The 19,311-nt window shown below is 69.1% G+C and carries 22 protein-coding genes; 8 read left to right on the plus strand and 14 right to left on the minus strand.

What is annotated here, in order from left to right; translation table 11 throughout:
• The 8 genes from BJ988_RS02835 to BJ988_RS02870 all read right to left on the minus strand — a co-directional run bounded on the left by BJ988_RS02835 (position 1) and on the right by BJ988_RS02870 (position 6,474).
• Entirely contained in the window at positions 1-993 is a 993-nt protein-coding gene (locus BJ988_RS02835) for a cytochrome c oxidase assembly protein (RefSeq protein WP_179656585.1), read from the minus strand.
• A 33-nt stretch (positions 994-1,026) separates the two neighbouring features.
• A complete protein-coding gene (locus BJ988_RS02840; RefSeq protein WP_179656586.1) occupies positions 1,027-1,689 on the minus strand; it encodes a TetR/AcrR family transcriptional regulator in 663 nt (220 codons plus the stop codon).
• Positions 1,690-1,694: 5 nt separating this feature from the next.
• Positions 1,695-2,621, minus strand: coding sequence for an alpha/beta fold hydrolase (locus tag BJ988_RS02845; RefSeq protein WP_179656588.1), 927 nt, complete (start codon positions 2,619-2,621; stop codon positions 1,695-1,697).
• A gap of 137 nt (positions 2,622-2,758) precedes the next feature.
• Positions 2,759-3,778, minus strand: a complete 1,020-nt coding sequence (glpX, locus tag BJ988_RS02850; RefSeq protein ID WP_179656589.1) for a class II fructose-bisphosphatase — start codon at positions 3,776-3,778, stop codon at positions 2,759-2,761.
• A 42-nt stretch (positions 3,779-3,820) separates the two neighbouring features.
• Positions 3,821-4,519, minus strand: coding sequence for an ATP-binding cassette domain-containing protein (locus BJ988_RS02855; protein ID WP_179656591.1), 699 nt, complete (start codon positions 4,517-4,519; stop codon positions 3,821-3,823).
• The gene (locus BJ988_RS02860) at positions 4,516-5,277 is read right to left on the minus strand and encodes an ABC transporter permease (RefSeq protein WP_179656592.1); all 762 of its coding nucleotides are present in this window, start codon (positions 5,275-5,277) and stop codon (positions 4,516-4,518) included. The genes BJ988_RS02855 and BJ988_RS02860 overlap by 4 nt, the downstream gene beginning before the upstream one ends.
• A gap of 58 nt (positions 5,278-5,335) precedes the next feature.
• Positions 5,336-6,088, minus strand: a complete 753-nt coding sequence (gene modA / locus BJ988_RS02865; RefSeq protein ID WP_179656594.1) for a molybdate ABC transporter substrate-binding protein — start codon at positions 6,086-6,088, stop codon at positions 5,336-5,338.
• A complete protein-coding gene (locus BJ988_RS02870; RefSeq protein WP_179656595.1) occupies positions 6,085-6,474 on the minus strand; it encodes a TOBE domain-containing protein in 390 nt (129 codons plus the stop codon). Before BJ988_RS02870 ends, modA begins: the two co-directional genes overlap by 4 nt.
• Positions 6,475-6,687: 213 nt before the next feature.
• Here BJ988_RS02870 and BJ988_RS02875 point away from each other — a divergent pair, with 213 nt between their 5' ends.
• Positions 6,688-7,311, plus strand: a complete 624-nt coding sequence (locus BJ988_RS02875) for a DUF4245 family protein (protein ID WP_179656596.1) — start codon at positions 6,688-6,690, stop codon at positions 7,309-7,311.
• Between the two features lie 110 nt (positions 7,312-7,421).
• Here BJ988_RS02875 and BJ988_RS02880 read toward each other — a convergent pair whose 3' ends face one another.
• Positions 7,422-7,625 carry an exodeoxyribonuclease VII small subunit gene (locus tag BJ988_RS02880; RefSeq protein ID WP_179656597.1) on the minus strand — a complete coding sequence of 68 codons (204 nt, stop codon included), beginning with the start codon at positions 7,623-7,625 and terminating at the stop codon, positions 7,422-7,424.
• Entirely contained in the window at positions 7,618-8,865 is a 1,248-nt protein-coding gene (xseA, locus tag BJ988_RS02885) for an exodeoxyribonuclease VII large subunit (protein ID WP_179656599.1), read from the minus strand. The genes BJ988_RS02880 and xseA overlap by 8 nt, the downstream gene beginning before the upstream one ends.
• 144 nt (positions 8,866-9,009) lie before the next feature.
• On the opposite strand from xseA, the gene BJ988_RS02890 reads away from it, so the two are divergent.
• Together BJ988_RS02890 and BJ988_RS02895 are read left to right on the plus strand one after the other, a co-directional pair.
• Entirely contained in the window at positions 9,010-10,005 is a 996-nt protein-coding gene (locus BJ988_RS02890) for a 4-hydroxy-3-methylbut-2-enyl diphosphate reductase (RefSeq protein WP_179656600.1), read from the plus strand.
• A 57-nt stretch (positions 10,006-10,062) separates the two neighbouring features.
• Positions 10,063-10,692: an L-threonylcarbamoyladenylate synthase gene (locus BJ988_RS02895; RefSeq protein ID WP_179656602.1), complete on the plus strand. Its 630-nt coding sequence runs from the start codon at positions 10,063-10,065 to the stop codon at positions 10,690-10,692.
• An 18-nt stretch (positions 10,693-10,710) separates the two neighbouring features.
• On the opposite strand, the gene BJ988_RS02900 is transcribed toward BJ988_RS02895, so the two are convergent.
• Complete coding sequence (locus BJ988_RS02900; protein WP_179656603.1) at positions 10,711-11,154, minus strand: DUF6542 domain-containing protein; 444 nt, start codon at positions 11,152-11,154, stop codon at positions 10,711-10,713.
• Positions 11,155-11,158: 4 nt separating this feature from the next.
• Positions 11,159-12,250: a DNA recombination protein RmuC gene (locus BJ988_RS02905; protein ID WP_179656605.1), complete on the minus strand. Its 1,092-nt coding sequence runs from the start codon at positions 12,248-12,250 to the stop codon at positions 11,159-11,161.
• A 92-nt stretch (positions 12,251-12,342) separates the two neighbouring features.
• Here BJ988_RS02905 and BJ988_RS02910 point away from each other — a divergent pair, with 92 nt between their 5' ends.
• Positions 12,343-12,669: a TfoX/Sxy family protein gene (locus BJ988_RS02910; RefSeq protein ID WP_179656606.1), complete on the plus strand. Its 327-nt coding sequence runs from the start codon at positions 12,343-12,345 to the stop codon at positions 12,667-12,669.
• A 33-nt stretch (positions 12,670-12,702) separates the two neighbouring features.
• Here BJ988_RS02910 and BJ988_RS02915 read toward each other — a convergent pair whose 3' ends face one another.
• Positions 12,703-13,485, minus strand: a complete 783-nt coding sequence (locus BJ988_RS02915) for an exodeoxyribonuclease III (RefSeq protein WP_179656608.1) — start codon at positions 13,483-13,485, stop codon at positions 12,703-12,705.
• A gap of 45 nt (positions 13,486-13,530) precedes the next feature.
• Between BJ988_RS02915 and BJ988_RS02920 the strand changes: the two genes are divergently transcribed.
• From BJ988_RS02920 to BJ988_RS02935, 4 genes are all read left to right on the plus strand, one after another.
• Positions 13,531-14,319, plus strand: a complete 789-nt coding sequence (locus BJ988_RS02920; RefSeq protein WP_343051430.1) for an ABC transporter ATP-binding protein — start codon at positions 13,531-13,533, stop codon at positions 14,317-14,319.
• Positions 14,319-15,182 carry an ABC transporter permease gene (locus BJ988_RS02925; RefSeq protein ID WP_179656610.1) on the plus strand — a complete coding sequence of 288 codons (864 nt, stop codon included), beginning with the start codon at positions 14,319-14,321 and terminating at the stop codon, positions 15,180-15,182. Before BJ988_RS02920 ends, BJ988_RS02925 begins: the two co-directional genes overlap by 1 nt.
• A 19-nt stretch (positions 15,183-15,201) precedes the next feature.
• Positions 15,202-16,290, plus strand: a complete 1,089-nt coding sequence (locus tag BJ988_RS02930; protein WP_179656611.1) for an ABC transporter substrate-binding protein — start codon at positions 15,202-15,204, stop codon at positions 16,288-16,290.
• Positions 16,291-16,452: 162 nt separating this feature from the next.
• Positions 16,453-17,256, plus strand: a complete 804-nt coding sequence (locus BJ988_RS02935; RefSeq protein ID WP_179656613.1) for a M57 family metalloprotease — start codon at positions 16,453-16,455, stop codon at positions 17,254-17,256.
• A 75-nt stretch (positions 17,257-17,331) separates the two neighbouring features.
• Here the strand turns inward: BJ988_RS02935 and BJ988_RS02940 are convergent, their stop codons facing one another.
• A complete protein-coding gene (locus BJ988_RS02940) occupies positions 17,332-19,179 on the minus strand; it encodes a glycoside hydrolase family 3 protein (protein WP_179656614.1) in 1,848 nt (615 codons plus the stop codon).
• Between the last annotated feature and the right edge of the window lie 132 nt (positions 19,180-19,311).

Below are 19,311 nucleotides of genomic sequence, written 5' to 3' on the forward strand. Positions count from 1 at the left end.
TCAGTGCTGCTGGTTCATCCGAGCCAGCATCGCGTTGTAGGCATCGAGGGCCTCGTCGCTGTCGGGATCCACGGATCCCGGCTCGGCGGGGCCTTCGTCGGCCCCATGAACAGCAGAGCCACGTGCGCTCTCCTGGGCGAGATGGGTGGTGCGTACGCCATCGAGGAAGCGGCCGGTCATCTTGACCCGTCGCTCCGGTGAGGTGACCACGGCGATGACCAGACCGATGGCGAGGAACATCATGCCGCCGTCGCCGCCGGCCCACATCAGGCCGCCGGCGGTCTGGATGTCCTTGACCGCGTCGAGCGCCCACTCGGGCCGGGCCTCGGAGTAGACCGGATAGAGGTCGCGCTCCGTCTGCAGCATCACGATCCCGACGATCGTGTCGGGCACCATGCCGACCACGAGAAGGGCGATCCGGCCCAGGTAGGGCAGGTCGGAGCGCACCTTCTCCTCACCGATCGTGCCGGTGAGGAAGAGGAATCCGGAGACGACGTAGAGGATCTGCTCGCCGACCATCAGCGTGGTGCTCTGCGCCATCGCGTCCATGAACCCGGACAGGTGGGTGCCGATGATCACCACCGAGTAGAGCAGGGTGCCGGTGACCGGGTGGACCAGGATGGTGACCGGGAGCGATCGCATCACCCGCTCGGCGCGCGGTCCGGTCTCGGCGATGACCGTGAGCGGATGGCCCAGCACGAGCAGCGTGGGCACGACCATGATCAGGGTCAGGTGGAGCACCATGTGCATCCAGGCCAGCGACATCGCATAGCCGTTGATCGCCGAGGCGATGACGACGTACATCAGAGCGAGGCCGGTCAGGAACGACGCCACCCGCCAGCCCTTGACCGTCGAAGCCGCTCCGGCGGCGTTGCGAAGGGTGAGGTAGCTCGCCGCGAGGATCACCGCGGCGAGCAACCAGCCGGGCTGGAGACTCCAGGTGGTGAAGAACTCGGACCAGCCGAGCGCGGGCAGGGAGCCGTGGTCGTGCATGGTCTCACGGTATCTCCGGGTCCCGACCGGAAGTTATTTCGGGCGGCTGCCGGGGTCGATCAGTGGTACCAGGAACAGCCGGGCCAGGGCGCGGAGCTGCGCGTCGTCGTCGATGTCGACGACCTCGCTCGGGGTGACCAGGAACGACGTCGAGGTGCGGACCATCAGCTCGGCGACGAGCTCGACCTCTACCTCGGCCGGTACGTTTCCGGCGCGCTGCTCGCGCCGCAGCTGGCCTGCCACGAAGCGTGCGATGGTGGCCACCGTGCGGCCGCCGTCGCCGGCGATCGAGTGCACCAGTGAGTCGGTCTCGACGGTGAGCAGGCCGCCGATCAGCGGGTTGCCGCGGATCGCCCGCATCGCGCTGGCGAAGCCGATCTCGACGCGCTCGGCGGCGTCGGCGGCATCGGCGATGTCGAGCACGAACTGGTCGAAGTAGCGCTGGAACTCGCGGCGTACGACCTGCTCGACCAGGGCGTCCTTGTTGGTGAAGCGCCGGTAGACGGTGATCCGGGCGACCCCGGCCCGCTTGGCGACCTCCTCCATGGTGGTGCGCTTGATCCCGATCTGACGGAACTGCTCCGCGGCCGCGTCGAGGAGCCTGGCGGTCACCGCCTCGTCCTCGATGGGCTCGGCGACGTCGGCGAGGGCCCTGGCGAGCAGCGACCCGGGCTCGTCCTCCGGGAGGGTGTCCATCAGGGCTAGGCCGTGATGGTGCGGTCGCCGGCGGCCCGGTCGGCGGTGCGACGGACGACCCTGATGAAGGCCGGCCACAGCGGGCGGGGCAGGTCGTGGCCCATGCCCTTGAACAGGGTGAGCTCGGCGCCAGGGACGGCAGCAGCGGTCGCCCGGCCACCGGAGACGTGGACCATCTTGTCGTTCAGGCCGTGGATGACGCTGAACGGGACTTGGAGGCGCCCGAGATCCTTGGTGCGGTCGGGCTGGGCGAGGACGGTGAGCATCTGCCGCGCGACGGCTGCCGAGCTCACGCCGCGGTTCCAGGTCTCGATCGCCCGGCGGCGTACGTCGTCCTCGGGCTCGGGGAAGGCCGGCGAGCCGATCTGGACGCCGCCCTTGATCTGACGCTCGATGTAGCCCTCCAGCCCGGGCTTCTTGATGACCAGCGCCGGCAGCAGGGTCGGGTGCTGGAAGCCGACCGCACGGTGGCCGGTCGTGGACATCGTCGAACAGACCGAGCGCACCCTGTCAGGGTGGCGGATGGCGAGGGTCTGGGCGATCATCCCGCCCATGGACACGCCCCAGACGTGCGCGGAGTCGATGTCGAGATGGGTCAGCAGCGCGGCCGCGTCGTCGGCGAGGTCGTCCAGGGTGTACGGCACCGGGGTCGGCAGCCCCGCGAACGCCCGTGCCAGCCGGGCGAGCGTGATCCGCTCGTCTGACGGGTGCGGCGCGGAGTGGCCGACGTCGCGGTTGTCGTAGCGGACCACGTAGAACCCGGCCTCGGCCAGCTGCTCGCACAGCTGGACGTCCCACCAGGTCATCGGGCCACCGAGCCCCATGATCAGCAGCAGCGGGTCAGCGCTGGGGCTGCCGAACGTGTCGTACGCCAGCTCGATCCCTCCGGGGAGGAAGGCTCTGGACTCGGTCGGCTCGGCGGGGGTGGTCATGTGCCGACTTTACCGGGCTCGGCCCAGCGTCCCGGGAAGCGTAGATCTCGACCCGCCCGTCGCCCGGGCTCGCAAGCTCGCCCGAGCGGGGCTCGCTCGATCTTTTCGCGTTCGCCCGGCGCAAGCGCCGTGCGAGCTCAAAAGTCGATCGCGCTGTAGGCCTTGAGCTTGGCGAGCTGGTGCTCGGAGGTGACCTTGCGGATGGTGCCGGAGCGGCTGCGCATCACCAGGGAATCGGTGACGACGGCGCCGTGGGGGAGGTACTGCACGCCGCGCATCAGGTCGCCGTCGGTGATGCCGGTGGCAACGAAGAAGCAGTCGTCACCCGTGACCAGGTCGTCGGTGTGGAGCACGAAGTCGGGGTCGAGGTTGTGGCCGGCGTCGAGGGCGCGCTGGCGCTCCTCGTCGTCCTTCGGCCACAGCCGGCCCTGGATGGTGCCGCCGAGAGCCTTCATCGCGCAGGCGGCGACGATGCCCTCGGGAGTGCCGCCGATGCCCATCAGCAGGTCGGCGCCGCTGCCCGCGCGGGCAGCGGAGATCGCACCTGCGACGTCGCCGTCGACGATGAACTTGATCCGGGCGCCGGTCTCGCGGATCTCTTCGACCATCTTCTCGTGGCGCGGCCGGTCGAGCACGATCACGGTGATGTCGGAGGTCGTGGTGTCCTTCGCCTTCGCCACCGCGGCGATGTTCTCCGCGACCGGCAGACGGATGTCGACGACGTCGGCCGCCTCGGGGCCGGTGACCAGCTTCTCCATGTAGAAGACGGCGCTCGGGTCGTACATGCTGCCGCGCGGGGCGACCGCCATCACCGCGACCGCGTTGCTCATGCCCTTGGCAGTCAGCGTGGTGCCGTCGATCGGGTCGACCGCGACGTCGCACTCGGGGCCGGTGCCGTCGCCGACGCGCTCGCCGTTGTAGAGCATCGGGGCGTTGTCCTTCTCGCCCTCGCCGATCACGACCGTGCCGTCCATGGCGACCGTGGAGATCATCGTGCGCATCGCGTTGACCGCGACCCCGTCGGCACCGTTCTTGTCGCCGCGGCCGACCCAGCGGGATGCGGCCATCGCCGCCGCCTCGGTGACGCGCACCAGCTCCAAGGCCAGGTTGCGGTCAGGGGCGGTGGGGGCGACGCCGAGCGGCTGGGTGTCGTTCATGAGGCCAATCTATCGGCCGGGCGCGTCAGGCTGGCCCTGGTGTCACTTGATCGATCCAGAGACAAGCCTCACAGCGAATCCCGACTGCGGGTCGTTCAGAACCTGCTCGGTGGGGCCGTCCTCGACGACGTGGCCATCCTCGATCACCACCACCCGGTCGGCGAGCGCGCGGGCGTCGGCGGCGTCGTGGGTGACGATGATGGCGGTCCGGTCCGCTAGGGCGGTGCGCAGCGTCTGTCGCAGTGCGGGACGTACGTCGACGTCCAGAGACGCCATCGGCTCGTCGAGCAGGAGGAGCTCGGGGTCGGCCGCGAGGGCCCGGGCCACCGCCACCCGCTGGGCCTGCCCGCCGGAGATCTCTGTGGGTCTGCGCCCGGAGAGCGTCTCCGCGCCGACCTCGGTGAGGTGGCGGATGGCGAGCTCGTCGGCCCGGCGGCGGCGTACGCCCCGGGCTCGCGGAGCGAAGGCGACGTTGGCCAGCACCGACATGTGCGGGAAGAGCAGCGGGTCCTGGGCCAGCAGCGCCACCCCGCGAGCGTGCGGGGGAGTGGCGTCGAGGACGCGGTCACCGAGGCGTACCTCTCCGTCGTCGGGGCGCAGAAGTCCGGCGATCACGCCGAGGAGGCTCGACTTGCCGGCACCGTTGGGCCCGGTGATCGCGACCGTCTCCCCGGCGGCCACGTCGAGGGTGACGTCGATGCCGCGCCGGGCGATCACTGCCCGGAGGTAAAGGGCACTCATAGCGCTCTTCCGTGGCGGGCGAAGCCGATCACGGCGATGGCGACGACGACCAGCACCAGCGAGAGCGCGACCGCAGCGTCGGGGTCGTCGACACGGAGCAGGTAGACCTGGAGAGGCATCGTGCTGGTGACCCCGGGAAGGTTGCCGGCGAAGGTGATCGTGGCGCCGAACTCGCCCAGGCAGCGGGCGAAGGCGAGGACCGACCCGGAGAGCAGTCCGGGCGCGACCAGCGGAAGGGTGACGCGCCGGAAGACGGTGGTCGGGCGGGCTCCGAGCGTGGCCGCGACCGCTTCGTACCGGGTGCCGCTGGTGCGCAGGGCCCCCTCGAGGCTGATCACTAGGAACGGCAGAGCGACGAAGGTCTGCGCGATCACGACGGCGAGGGTGGTGAACGGGATCTGGATGCCGACCAGGTCCAGGGACTGGCCGAGCAGCCCGCGGCGGCCGAAGGTGTAGAGCAGCGCCAGCCCGCTGACCACCGGCGGCAGCACGAGCGGCAGGAGCGCCAGCGAGCGGATCAGGCCCTGGCCCCGGAAGCTGGTGCGGGCGAGCACCGTGGCGAGAGGTACGCCGAGGAGGATGCACAGCACGGTGCCGGCGGTGGCGGTGCGCAGGCTCAGCCAGAGCGCCTCCAGCGCGGACGGCGAGGTGACGAGCGAGGGGAGGCTCGTCGGGTCGACACGGAGGACGATCGCGGCGAGCGGGAGGATGATGAACGCCGCGGCGATAGCCGCCGGGAACCACAGCCAGCGTGGCATCCCGACGGACGGACCGGCCCCCCTCTGCCGGTCCGTCCGCCTTGCGGCCCCGAGAAGATCAGGGCTGGCTGAAGCCGGCATCGGTCAATACCTTCTGCCCGGTCTCGCTCAGCACCAGGTCGACGAACGCCTGGGCGAGCTCGGCGTCATCAGCGCCGTCGAGGACGCTGATCGGATAGGTGTTCACGACCCGGCCGGACTCCTCGAACTCGACGCCCGTCACGGAGTCGCCGGCGGCGGTCACGTCGGTGACGTAGACCAGGCCGGCGTCGGCGTCACCGGAGGTGACCTTGGCGAGTACGTCGCTGACCGACTGCTCCTCGCTGACCGGATCGATGTCGACGCCAGTCCGCTTCTCCATCTCGGCGGCCGCGTTGCCGCACGGGACCTCGATCGTGCAGACCACGACCTTGGCTCCCGGTTCGGCCAGATCCTGGAAGCCGGAGATCTTCGCCGGGTTGCCCGGGGGCGTGGCGATCGCCAGCGTGTTGGCGGCGAAGTCCCGTGGGTCGGTGGCGAGGTCGCCGAGCTTGCCCATGTTCTTGGTGTCGGCAGAGGCGAAGACGTCCGCCGGGGCGCCGTCCTCGATCTGGGCCACCAAGTCCGAGGAGCCGCCGAAGCTCGTGGTCACCTTCACGCCGGGATGCTCCTTCTCGAACTTCTCGGCCAGCTCGGTGAACGTGTCGGTCAGCGAGGCCGCAGCGAAGACGGTCAGGTCCCGCTCGTCGGCCTGCCCGGTCGCGCTCCCGCAGCCGGCGAGGACGAGGACGGCCGCTGTGACGACGGCTCCGATCCCGGGCTTGCTGGTCATGGGCGCTCCACGATGACGTTGGTCGACTTGATGGACGCGACCGCGCTGACGCCGGGCTCCAGGCCGAGCTCGGTCGCGGCCTCAGCACTCATCAGCGAGACGATCCGGTAGGGCCCGCAGACCATCTCCACCTGGGCCATCACCGTGTCCATGGTGGTCCTGGTGACGATCCCGAGCATCCGGTTGCGGGCGCTGACCGCCTTCGCCCGATCAGGGGCGGGGGCATCGGCCAGCTCCGAGGCGAGCCCGGCCAGGACTGTGCCCTCGATGACCGCGCGACCGTTCTCCGTGGCCGCCTCGATCCGTCCCGCGTCGATCCAGCGCCGCACGGTGTCGTCGCTGACACCGAGGAGCTCGGCGGCTTCGGCGATGCGGTAAGTGGGCACCGTACGAGTATCGCATCTGCGGGGGAAGTATGGGCAAAAATCCCGCATCTGCGGAGATTCTCGACGCGCCGCCCATGCCGGTCGTGACCACGATTCGAGGGAACATCGGCCGAGTGGGACCATGGAGGGCGTGAGCGAGCGCCAGCGAGGGAACCAGACAATCAACACGCCGCCGCGTCCGTATAATGGCGCTTGCGCCACGGAGGTGGCGGCGTGAGCGACACCGATCAGCAGCAGCCGGCCCAGCCGTCGAACCAGCCGACGAGCGAGCAGCCGGAGACCCCGGCACGCAGCTACCCGCGTACGTTCGGCGCGCTCATCGGGTCGATGATCTTCCTGCTCGCCCTGGTCGTCCCGATCGTGCTGATCGTGCAGTGGCGCGGCAACGTCGAGCGCGACATCAGCGGCGCCAACGAGACCTACCAGGCAGACTGGGCCGACGCCGTGCAGAGCGCCCAGGCCGCCGACATCGACGTCGTCTACCCCCGTGAGCTGCCCGCGGGCTGGTACGCCAACACCGAGCCGTCCTACCAGGGCGGCGAGGAGTCGTCGTGGACCATGTCGTTCGTCAAGGGCGAGACCTCCTACGTCGGCCTGGAGCTCTCCGCCCGCTCGGCGCAGGCGCTGGCCCAGAAGAACGTCGACACCCAGGCCACGAAGGGTGACGAGGTCACCATCGAGACCGACGTCGCCACCACCTGGACCGAATGGTCCGACTCCGACGGCGACAACGGCTACTCCACCGAGGTCGACGGCCAGACGCTGATGCTGTGGGGCCCCAAGGACGGCGACGTCCGCGACTACCTCGCGCTCCTCACCACCGAGCCCCTGAAGTAGCGAGGCGTCACCCACGTCGGCCGAGGCGTCACCTACGTCGGCCGAAGTGGCAGCGCTGTGACCTCTCGGCCGACCTGAGTGACGTCTCGGGCGACGGGAGCGACGTCTCGTCAGTCCTGGACGGCGGCGTCGATCTTCTTCCGGGCGCCGTCGAGCCACTCCTGGCACAGGGTGGCCAGCTTCTCGCCGCGCTCCCACAGGGCCAAGGACTCCTCGAGGGTGATGCCGCCGGCCTCGAGCTTGCGCACGACGTCGATCAGCTCTTCGCGGGCCTGCTCGTAGGAGAGGTTCTTGTCGGTGCTGTCGTCAGTCATCGGCGCCATCCTTGGTGGGCTCGGTCTTCTCGGTCGAGGTGATGGTTGCGGCCAGGCGTCCGTCCGCGACGCGGATGCTGACGGTGGCGCCTTCGGCGGCGTCGGCGACGCTGGTGAGCACGTGGCCGTCGGCGTCCTGGGCGACGGCGTAGCCCCGCCTCAGTGTCTCCAACGGAGAAAGCGCCCGGGCACGAGCTCGGTGGTGGCCGATGTCGTCGGCGGCCCGGTCGAGAGCGTGGCCGACGGTGCGGCGGGCACGGTCTCGCAGCGAGACGACCTCGTCGAACCGGGCGTCGATCAGCGAGCGGGGGTCGGCCAGCACCGGGCGCGAGCGCAGCGCGTCCAGCAGGGTCTGCTCGCGATGGATCAGCGCGGCTATCCCGCCGCGGAGCCGGTCGCGTCCGGTCGCGACGATCCGCTGCTCCTCCACCACGTCGGGCACGACGAGCTTGGCGGCATCGGTCGGCGTCGAAGCGCGTACGTCGGCGGCGAGGTCCAGCAGCGGCGAGTCGGGCTCGTGGCCGATCGCGGAGACGATCGGGGTGCGGGCGGCGTGGACCGCGCGGATCAGGTGCTCGTCGGAGAACGGCAGCAGGTCCTCCACGGAGCCGCCGCCGCGGGCGATGACGATGACGTCGACCTCCACGTCGCGGTCGAGCCGCTGCAGCTTCTCGACGACGTCGGCTGCGCTGCGGGTCCCCTGCATCGCGGCGTACGCCACCTCGAACCGCACCTGCGGCCAGCGTCGCCGCGCGTTCTCGAGCACATCGCGTTCGGCTGCCGAGTTGGCAGCGGTGACCAGGCCGACCGTGGTCGGGAGGAAGGGGAGCGGCCGCTTGAGCTCGGCCGCGAAGAGCCCCTCGGCGGCCAGCAGCTGCCGGCGCTGCTCGAGCCGGGCGAGCAGCTCGCCGAGCCCGACCGGACGGATGTCGCGGGCCTGCAGCGACAGGGTGCCGCGGTTGGCGTAGTAGGACGGCTTCGCGTGGATGATCACCGACGCGCCCTCGACGAGCGGCGGGTTGAGGCTGTCGAGCAGGAACCGGGTGCACGTCACCGGCACCGAGATGTCGGCCACCGAGTCGCGAAGGGTCAAGAACACCGTCTGCATCCCCGGCCGCCGGCTCATCTGGGCCACCTGCCCCTCCACCCAGACCGCACCGAGCCTGTCGATCCAGCCACCGATCGCGTTCGCGATCTGCCGCACCGGAGCGGGCGACTCGGGGGAGGTGTCCAACGCCATGGCGTCAACCCTAGTGCCGCCGAGTCGGCTCGTCCTGACCCAGATCCCGGCCGAGTCGGCGCGTCATGACGAGCCGACTCGGCGCGGGCGGCGGTCAGGACGAGCCGAGTCGGCGTTCTCGGGCCGGGTCTCTAGACTGGAGACATGAGCATCGACCTCGGCACCCCACGCCTGATCTCCGACGACGAGAAGGCTGTCCTCCTCGCGGAGCCGCGCGGCTACTGCGCCGGAGTGGATCGGGCCGTGATCACCGTAGAGCAGGCCCTGGACCTCTACGGTGCGCCGGTCTATGTGCGCAAGGAGATCGTGCACAACAAGCATGTCGTCGACGACCTCCGCAACCGCGGCGCGGTCTTCGTCAACGAGCTCGACGAGGTCCCCTCGGGCGCGACCGTCGTCTTCTCCGCCCACGGCGTCTCGCCGGCGGTCCACTCCGACGCCGCCGTGCGTGAGCTGAAGACGATCGACGCGACCTGCCCCCTGGTCACGAAGGTCCACCTCGAGGCCAAGCGGTTCGCGCGCGAGGGCTACAGCATCCTGCTGATCGGTCACGCCGGCCACGAGGAGGTCGAGGGCACCATGGGCGAGGCGCCGGAGGCGACCACGCTCGTCGAGGGCCCCGGCGACGTGCCGAACATCGAGGTTCCCGACCCCTCCAAGGTCGTCTGGCTCTCCCAGACGACCCTCTCGGTCGACGAGACCATGGAGACCGTCGCCGAGCTCCGGGTGAAGTTCCCCGAGCTGCTCGACCCGCCCAGCGACGACATCTGCTACGCCACCCAGAACCGTCAGCAGGCGGTCAAGGAGATCGGCGCGGCCAGCGACCTGGTCATCGTCGTCGGCTCCGGCAACTCCTCCAACTCGGTCCGCCTGGTCGAGGTCGCCCTCGAGGCCGGCGCGAAGTCCGCCTACCGCGTCGACGACGCCAGTGAGATCGACGAGTCCTGGCTCGACGGCGTGCGCAACGTCTCGGTCACGTCCGGAGCCAGCGTGCCCGAGAACCTGGTCGAGGGCGTCATCGAGTTCCTCAAAGCCCGGGGCTTCCCGGACGCCACGGCCCACAAGAGCGCCGAGGAGTCGCTGATCTTCGCGCTGCCCACCGAGCTCCGCAAGGACCTCAAGGCTGCCGCCGCCCGCTAGGGCTGGTATCCGGTCGCCTCTTGATCCACCCCTGCCCCTGGGCGTTAGGGTCGAGGGGTGTCCCGATTTCTCGACGTACACCCAGACAACCCGCAGTCCCGTCTGATCAGCCAGGTCGTCGACGCCCTGCGCGACGACCAGCTGATCGCGTACCCGACCGACTCCGGCTACGCGCTCGGCTCGCGGATCGGCAACAAGGACGGTCGCGACCGGATCCTGCGGATCCGTGGCCTCGACGACCGCCACCACTTCACGCTGATCTGCAAGGACTTCGCCCAGCTCGGCACGATGGTCCACGTCGACAACAGCGCCTTCCGGGCGATCAAGCACGCGACCCCGGGGCCCTACACCTTCATCCTCCCGGCGACCCCGGAGGTCCCGCGTCGGCTGATGCACCCGAAGAAGAAGACCGTCGGCGTACGCATCCCTGAGCACGCCGTGGTGCAGGCGCTCCTCGAGGAGCTCGGCGAGCCGTTGCTGTCCTCGACGCTGATCCTGCCGGGGCAGACCGAGCCGGAGGTCTTCGGCTGGAACGTCAAGGAGGCGCTCGACCACCAGGTCGACATCGTCATCGAGGCCGGTGAGACCCCGGCCGAGCCGACCACGGTCATCGACTGGTCCGAAGGTCAGCCCGAGATCATCCGTGAGGGCGCCGGGGACGTCTCCGGATTCCTGGCCATGGACTGACGGCTCGAACGGGTCGAGTCAGGAGGCCAGCGCGCGCTCGCGCTCGACGTCTTCGCGGGTGTCGCTGCGCTGACGCAGCACCCGGCGGCGCATCACCAGGCAGCCCAGGCACAGCCCGTAGCCGATGAAGAGGCTGATCGCGTGATGCCCGAGGCCGCTGACCACGGCTTGGACGAACCCGTCCTCGGGATCGGCGATCGACCCGGGCTGGGTCGCGGCCAGCAGGGTGAAGATGCCGAGCATGATCAGCGGCGGAAGCACGCCGACCACGAAGAAGTCACTGGGTCTGACGATGAGCGCGAGAGTCAGCGCGATCGCCACGAAGGTGAGGTCGAAGAAGAGACCGATCTGATCGTCCATGAGCAGATCGACGAAGGTCACCGTCAGCGACGTGGCGGATCCGAGCGCGACAACATGGCGGCCGGACTCGCGTCCTTCCTCCCAGATGGTGCGCTCGCTCATGGGGTCACGATCTCTCGTATGCAGCCTGTGTATCAGAACCCACGGTAGGGCCCGGCACACCGTCATTCTCGGCGGCGCGCCGATCATCCTCCCTTACGCTGCTCAGCCGCTCCACGGCTCGAATCTCGACGGGTCGCGGCGTCCCGAGATCGTCGTCGGTTACCGATAGTTCATTGAAACGACGGGCGGCCACCAGGACCCGGTTGTCGAACGATCCGATCGCCTGGTTGTAGCGAGTCACCGCGGTGTTGAGCGAACGCCCGATGCCGTCCAGATGGGTGGACATCGTGCCGAGGCGCTGGTGCAGGTCGCGGCCGAGGCGGTGGATCTCGCGGGCCTGCTCGGCGAGGGCTTCGTGGGACCATCCGTGCGCGACCGTGCGCAGCAGGGCGATCAGCGTCGTCGGTGAGGCGAGCACGACGCGGCGCTCCGCGGCGTACTCGATCAGGCCGGGCTCGGTCTCAAGCGCAGCCGAGAGGAACGACTCCGCGGGCACGAACAGCACGACGAACTCGGGCGACTCCTCCAGGAAGCGCCAGTAGGCCTTCGAGGCCAGCTGGTCCACATGCGTACGCAGCTGGGCGGTGTGTCTGCGCAGATGAGTCCGGTAGTCGTCCTCGTTGTCCGCGGCGGCTGCATCGAGGTAGGCATCCAGCGGGACCTTGGAGTCGACGACCAGCTCCTTGTTGCCGGACAGGTGCACCACCAGGTCGGGACGCAGCCGGCCATCCTCGAGATGGACCTGCTCGGAGAAGTCGCACTTGTCCACCAGACCGGCGAGCTCCACCGCACGCCGTAGGTGCATCTCGCCCCAACGGCCCCTGACCTGGGGCTTGCGCAGCGCGGTCGACAGCGTCCGGGTCTCGGTCTGCAGCCGGCCGACCTCGGTCTCGAACTGTCCCTGCCAGCGAGCCCGCTCCCGGTCGAGATGCTGCATCTGGTCGCTGAGCCGGTCGAGGCCCTGCATCACCTCTGCCTGGTCCACCATCCCCGCCGCGACCGTGCCCACGCTCCGCGCGCGCACCCACAGCACCCCGAGGAGCGCACCCAGGACAAGACCGATCACCAGGCCGAGCACAAGGATCCAGATCTCCATGCCACTGATCCTCGCAGGGACCACCGACAGTTTGGGTCAGGCACAGGTGTTCGATCGGCGACAGTTGCGCCGAGTCGTGATTCCATAGACACATGGCCTACGACACTGAACTGGCCGAACGAGTGCGCGACCTGATGCCTGCCGGTGCCACCGAGATGAAGATGTTCGGTGGGCTGGCGTTCATGGTGAACGGCAACATGGCGTGCGCAGTCGGCCTCGACGACCTGCTCGTGCGCACCGGCAAGTCGGCCTACGAGGCCGCCATCGCGGCAGGTGCGGAACCGACGATCATGGGCGCCCGGACGATGTCCGGCTACGTCAACGTCGCCGCCGACCTGGTCCGCGGCGACGCGCTCGCCGACTGGGTCGGCCGCGGCGTGACGACGGCAGAGTCGCTGCCGCCGAAGCCACCGAAGTAGCCGAGAGAGCCGAAGTAGCCGAGGGAGCCGGCCTCAGTCGGCGATGTCGACGATCACCGGAGCATGGTCGGAGGGGGAGCCGGTGCCGATGGCAGGGTTGCGCTCGTCGAGGTCGACGAAGGCGCCGGTGACCCGCGAGGCGAACGTCGGCGAGCCGAGGACGAAGTCGATGCGCAGGCCGCGGTTGCGCTCGAAGCGCTGCCGGTAGTAGTCGAAGTAGGTGTAGGCCTCCGGGCCGGGCACGAAGGGGCGTACGACGTCCTTGAAGTCCTTCTCGATGGCGAAGAAGGCGTCGCGCTCGGCGGGGGTGAGGTGGGTCTTGCCGACGAACTGCTTGGGGTCGAAGCAGTCCTCGTCGTAGGGGCAGACGTTCCAGTCGCCGACCATGGCCGACGGCCCGTCGTGCCAGGCGGTCGCCGCCTTCTGCAGGGCGGTGAGCCACTCCAGCTTGTAGGCGTAGTGCGGGTCGTCGGGCTTGCGGCCGTTGGGGACATAGACCGAGGTCACACGTACGCCGCCGCACGTCGCTGTGAGGGCGCGGGCCTCGGCCACGTCCTTGAACGAGGGCATCCCCTCGAACCCGACCTGGACGTCGTCCAGTCCCACTCGGGAGACCAGCGCGACGCCGTTCCACTGGTCATAGCCCACCGAGGCCACCTCGTAGCCGCGCGCCTCCAGCCCCATCGTCGGGATCTGGTCGGGCTTGGCCTTGGTCTCCTGCAGGGCGAGCACGTCGATCGAGTGTCGTTCGAGGAAGGCCTCGACGCGGTCGATGCGGGAGCGGATGGAGTTGATGTTCCAGGTGGCGATACGCACGCCCGTCAGACTATCGGGGAGGCCCGGTGGACTACCGTTTGAGGCGTGGGCAGCGCGACGATCGAGATGCACGGGGTTCGTCGTCTCTACGAGCAGGCCGACCTCGTCGATCTGATCGCCCTGGACGACGTCGACCTGACCATCGAGCCGGGCACGTTCGTGAGCATCATCGGCCCCTCAGGTTGTGGGAAGTCGACCTTGTTGCGCCTGATCAGCGGGCAGGAGTCGGCCGACGCGGGGAAGATCACCGTCTGCGACCTGACGCCGAAGGAGGCGGCCGAGGCGAAGGCCTTCGGGTTCGTGCCGCAGTCTCCTGCGCTGCTGCCCTGGCTGAGCGTGCTCGGCAACGTGACGTTGCCCCACAAGGTCAACCGTCGGAGTGATCGCGGCCGCCCCGACCTGGAGGCGATGCTGCGCGATGTCGGTCTGGGGGAGTCGCTCCACAAGCTGCCGGCCGAGCTGTCGGGCGGCATGAAGCAGCGGACCGCGATCGTACGTGCCTTCGGGCTGCGTCCCGACGTACTCCTTCTCGACGAGCCGTTCGGCGCTCTCGACGAGTTCACCCGGGAGGCTCTCCAGGAGCAGCTGCTGGAGCTGTGGGAGCAGACCCGCGCGACGGTCGTCTTCGTCACCCATTCGATCTCCGAGGCCGTCAGACTGTCGGACCGAGTGGTGGTGATGGCGCCGAGGCCTGGCCGGATCACCGACGTCATCGACATCGACCTGCCCCGCCCGCGCCACCAGGAGATCATCACCTCGCCGCAGTTCCACGCCTACGAGCTGGCCCTCCGCGACAGCCTGAGGGATGCCTTCAGCCACGGCGAGGTGGTCTGATGAGCCTCCAGCCAGGCGCACAGACAGGCACGCAGCCGAGCCCACCGAGACGGCCGCATCTGCTCGTCCCCACCCCCGAGCAGCTCGCCGCTCGCCGCCTACGTCGCCGGACTCGGCTGCTCCGACCGGCGTACTGGCTCCCGTTCGTCCTCCTCGTCGTGGTGCTCGCGGTCGCGTGGGGCATCGGGGCACGGCAGATGCCCTACCTGTTCGTGCCGCTCGGCGAGATCGCGGGGGTGCTGAGCGAGGATCCGGCCTACTTCCTGGAGAACACCCTGATCACGCTCGGCGAGGCGATGGTGGGGCTCGGGATCGGGTTCGTCGCGGCCTTCGCGCTCGCCGTGGTGGTGAGCGAGGTCGCGGTGGTGCGGCGAGCGGTGATGCCGCTGGCGGTGGTGCTCTCGGTGACACCGCTCGTGGCGATCGCGCCGCTGCTGGTGGTCGCGCTCGGCTTCGGGATGGCGCCGAAGGTCGTCCTGACCGCCCTGGTCTGCTTCTTTCCGATCCTGATCAACGTGGCGACCGGGCTGCGCACGGTGCCGGGCCCGGTGCTGGAGGTCTACCGCACCGTGGCCGCGAGCCGGCTGGAGGTGCTGCGGCACCTGCGGGTCCCGGCGTCGCTGCCCTACGTCTTCGCGTCTCTGAGGATCGTCTTCCCGCTCTCGATGATCGGCGCCGTGGTGGCCGAGCTCGCCGCCGCGGGCTCGGCGGACGGGCTCGGCAGCGTGATACAGGTGGCCAGCTCACAGAACAGACTGGCTACCGTGTGGGCAGCGATCTTCGTCCTCGCGGCGCTCGGATCGCTGCTGTTCTGGTTCGTGACGCTCGCCGAGCGGCGAGTGCTCCGCTGGCACCAGCCCTGATCCTCCTAAGGAGCCCTTGATGTCCCGCGTACGTCCGATAGCCCCTGCCCTCGCCTCGGTGCTCGTCCTGCTGGCTGCGCTGACCGCCTGCGGGTCCTCGCAGGAGGCTGCGGGTGAGCAGGGGAGCGCGGTCTCGGCCGAGCGCTGCGAGCAGAACGAGGAGGCCGGGAAGATCACCTATATGTCGGGCTACTACTGGCAGGCGTCGGCCTCGATCATGGAAGCGATCGCCGCGGACCGGTTGGGCTACTTCAACGACCTCTGCCTCGACGTCGAGCTCCAGCCGGGCTCGGGCGACGTCTCCCAGAACGCCAAGCTGATCGCCGCCGGGAAGGTCCAGGTCGGGCCGCTCTCCGAGCAGGACATCATGACCTCCAACGCGAGCGGCCTGAAGGTGCTCGGTGTCTCGTCCTACTCCAACGCCGGTCTCGATGTGCTGATGACCCGCTCCGACATCACCGATCTCGCCCAGCTCGAGGGCAAGACCCTCGGCCACAAGGGCTGGGTGCCGGTCGGTGTGCAGGCGATGCTCGCCCAGGCGGGGGTCGACATGTCGAAGGTGAAGCAGGTCAAGGTCGGCTACGACCCCGGCATCCTGACCCGTGGGCAGGTCGACGCGCTGGTCGGGTTCGTCTCCAACGAGCCCAACCAGCTGAAGGAAGCCGGCGAGGAGGTCACCGTCTGGGAGCCGACCGACTTCGACGTGCCCGGCTCCCTGGGCGCCTACTCCGTCAACCCCGCTTGGGCGAAGAAGCACCCCACCGCGGTCCAGGACTTCCTCCGCGCCATCTTCAAGGCCTACGCCTACTGCGCTGCCGACGAGCACGTCGAGGAGTGCATCGGCTATCAGCACGACCTCGCCGGCGCCGAGTCCGACGAGAAGCACGAGACGGCGATCTGGCGCACCGAGGTCGAGGTGGCTGCCGACAACCCGCTGCCGGGCAGGTTCGGCTCGGTCGACCCCGACAACGTCGCCGCGCTGGCCGGGGTCGTGACGACGTACGCCGGGCAGAAGGTCACGCCCGAGGACGCCGCCTCCTGGTTCGACACGTCCTTCGCCGAGGCCGTCGTCGACGATACGGACAAGGTGATCTGGCCCGCCCCGTGACGTGACCGACGACAAACCCACGCGTTCGCGTTGAAACTTTTGCCTGTTCAACACGGATTTGACCATAGTTTCTATAGCCGTTCCCCTGGGTCAACGTTTGAATCTCCTGTGGCCGCCGGCGTCGATCGCCGGTGGTCGTTCATGAATCCAGGAGGAAGAGCTATGCGAGTTCGTATTCCCATGATGATCGCCGCGGCTGCGGGTGCCGCGGCGCTGACTGCGTCGATGGTTCCCGCATCCGCCGGAGAGGCGCCGAGCTACCAGGAGTTCGAGGAGTCCACGTACGTGGACGTCGACGGTCAGTACGTCGTCAACGGCGACGAGGTCGTCTCCAACCAGGGCGACCTGCACAAGTTCTACGAGTCGATGGTCTCGACGCCGAAGCACGTCCCGAAAGACGGCCTCATCGTCAACACCGTCAGCGGCAAGGACGACAAGTGGTCGGCCTCGCAGGCGCTCAACCTGACCTACTGCGTCTCGAACAAGTTCGGCACCGACAAGGCCGCCATCGTCACCGCGATGGAGCAGGGTGCCGGCCTCTGGGAGGCGGCGAGCACGGCCGTCGAGTTCACCTACAACCCGACCCAGGACGCCTCCTGCAACACTCGCAACTCGAACGTGCTCTTCTCGGTCGAGCCCGTGAGCACCACGCAGTACATCGCGCGGGCGTTCTTCCCGTCGACCTCGAAGCGCTCGCGCAACGTCCTCATCGACGACTCGATATTCTCGTCGGGCAACTGGGAGCCGGTCGACATCCTCGCTCACGAGCTCGGGCACGCCCTCGGGTTCCGGCACGAGCACACCCGACCGGAGGCGGCGACCTGCTTCGAGGACAACAACTGGCGTGCGCTGACCCCGTACGACTCCTCCTCGATCATGCACTACCCGCAGTGCAACGGCGGCTCGGAGGACCTGGAGTTCCAGACCTCCGACGCGGCCGGGCTCCGGGCGCTGTACGGCTCCTGAGCCGGTAGCAGAAAGATGGCGGCCCTCCCGGTTCCGGGAGGGCCGCCATCGTCGTTCTATGGAACCTGTTCGGGGCTAGTAGGAGAGCCCGTGGCCCAGCGGGTAGAGGTCGGGGATCTCGACCGGCAGCTTGCCGCTCGGGTCGACCTCGCCGTAGAGCACCCGCACCAGCGACTCGAGCTGGTGAGAGGTGTAGCCGTAGGTGTTGAGGATGGTCGCGGCCTCCGGGAAGGACGTGACGTCGTACGGGTTGCGCATCGCGGTCACGACCACCGGGGTGTCGGTGTCGAGCAGGGCCTTGACCAGCTTGGTCTGGGCCACCGCGGCGGGCGTCGGCTGACCGGTCGCCGGGTTGATCTGCCAGGCGTTGTTGGTCGGCACCACGACCAGGTCCTTGCCCTCGGCGGCCTTGACCGCAGCGGCGATGTTCGCGTCGGTCGGTGTGGTGCCCGACTGCAGCACCTGGGTGGTCGCGCCGCGCTTCTGGAGGCCGGCCGCGATGCCCGCGGTCGTGTCGACACCCCAGCCCGCGACCAGAACGTTCTTCGGCCCGGCCGCCAGCGGCAGCAGGTCGTCGTCGTTCTTCACCAAGGTGGTGGTGCGGTCGGAGATGGACTGGGCGTCGGCCTTGTGCAGCGGGTTGCTGAAGACCGCCGGAGCGGCTGCCGCGTCGACGTAGGGGTCCTGGAAGATCTCGTTGTCGAGCTTGTGCTTCAGGATCCGGTAGACCGACTGGTCGAGCCGCTTGCGCGAGATGGTGCCGTCCTTGACGGCGTCGGTGACCGCGGCGTAGGCGATGTCCATCTTCGGCGGGATGAGCAGCTGGTCGGCACCGGCCAGGAAGGCCTCGACCGGGGCGACGTCGGCCGGGTAGGTCGCGGCCGCGCCCTGCATGTCGAGGGCGTCGGTGACGATCAGGCCGTCGAAGCCCATCTCCTCGCGGAGCAGGCCGGTGAGGATCGGCTCGGACATGGTCGCCGGCTCACCGGTGGGGTCGATCGCGGGCACGGTCACGTGCGCCGTCATGATCGCGTCGATCCCGGCGTCGATCGCGGCCTTGAAGGGCGGCAGGTCGATCTCCTCGAGCTGCTCGCGGGTGTGAGTCACCTCGGGCAGGCCGTAGTGGCTGTCGACTCCGGTGTCGCCGTGGCCGGGGAAGTGCTTGGCGATCGAGGACAGGTTGCCGTCGTCGAAGCCTTCGACCTCGGCGACGACGATGTCGGAGACCGCGGCCGGGTCGGCGCCGGGCGAGCGGATCCCGATCACCGGGTTGTTGGGGTTGAGGTTGACGTCGGCGACCGGGGCGTAGTCCTGAGTGACGCCGACGGCGGCCAGCTCGGTGCCGATCACCTCAGCCGAACGGGCGGCGTCGTCGGTCGAGCCGTTGGCGCCCAGCGCCATCTGTCCGGGCATCTGGGTCGCGCCGCTGGCAGGACCGAAGCGCGCCACGAGCGCGCCGCCCTCCTGGTCGACGGCGATGTTCAAGGGGATCTTGGGCCGCTGCTGCAGCGCGGCCTGCTGGAGGCCGTTGGAGAGGGTCGCCACCTGGGCCGGGTCGCCGATGTTGTCGGGGCCGCGGGTGGTGAAGTAGATGACGCCGCCGGGCTGATACTTCGCGATCGCCTGCGCCGGGGTGTCCACCCCGTAGAGCTTCTGGTTCCCGGCCTTCGCCGCGTCGCTGACGGTGTTGGCGTCGCGTCCGTAGACCTCGATCACGAAGAGCTGGCCGATCTTCTGCTGAAGCGACATGTGCTGCATCAGGGAGACGATCTTGCCGTGCTGTGTCGGCGTCTTGCCGCTGGCGGCCGTGGCCTGCTCCGGCCCTGCGGCATGGGTTGCTGCGTACGGCATCGAAACCGCCACCGCGGCAGCAAGACCCGCGGCCGCGAGTCTCCCGCACCTAGTCAGTGTCGTTCTGCTCATGACAACCTCTCCATCTGCACCGCTGATACGCGGCACGGCGATTCACTTTAGGGGCTATCAACCGGCCATGGAAGAAAATTGCGGAGACTGTGGAATTGGCACGTCCAATCGGGGGTTCTGGCGACTGAATCT

Source organism: Nocardioides panzhihuensis (assembly GCF_013408335.1).
GTDB classification, from domain to species: Bacteria; Actinomycetota; Actinomycetes; order Propionibacteriales; family Nocardioidaceae; genus Nocardioides; species Nocardioides panzhihuensis.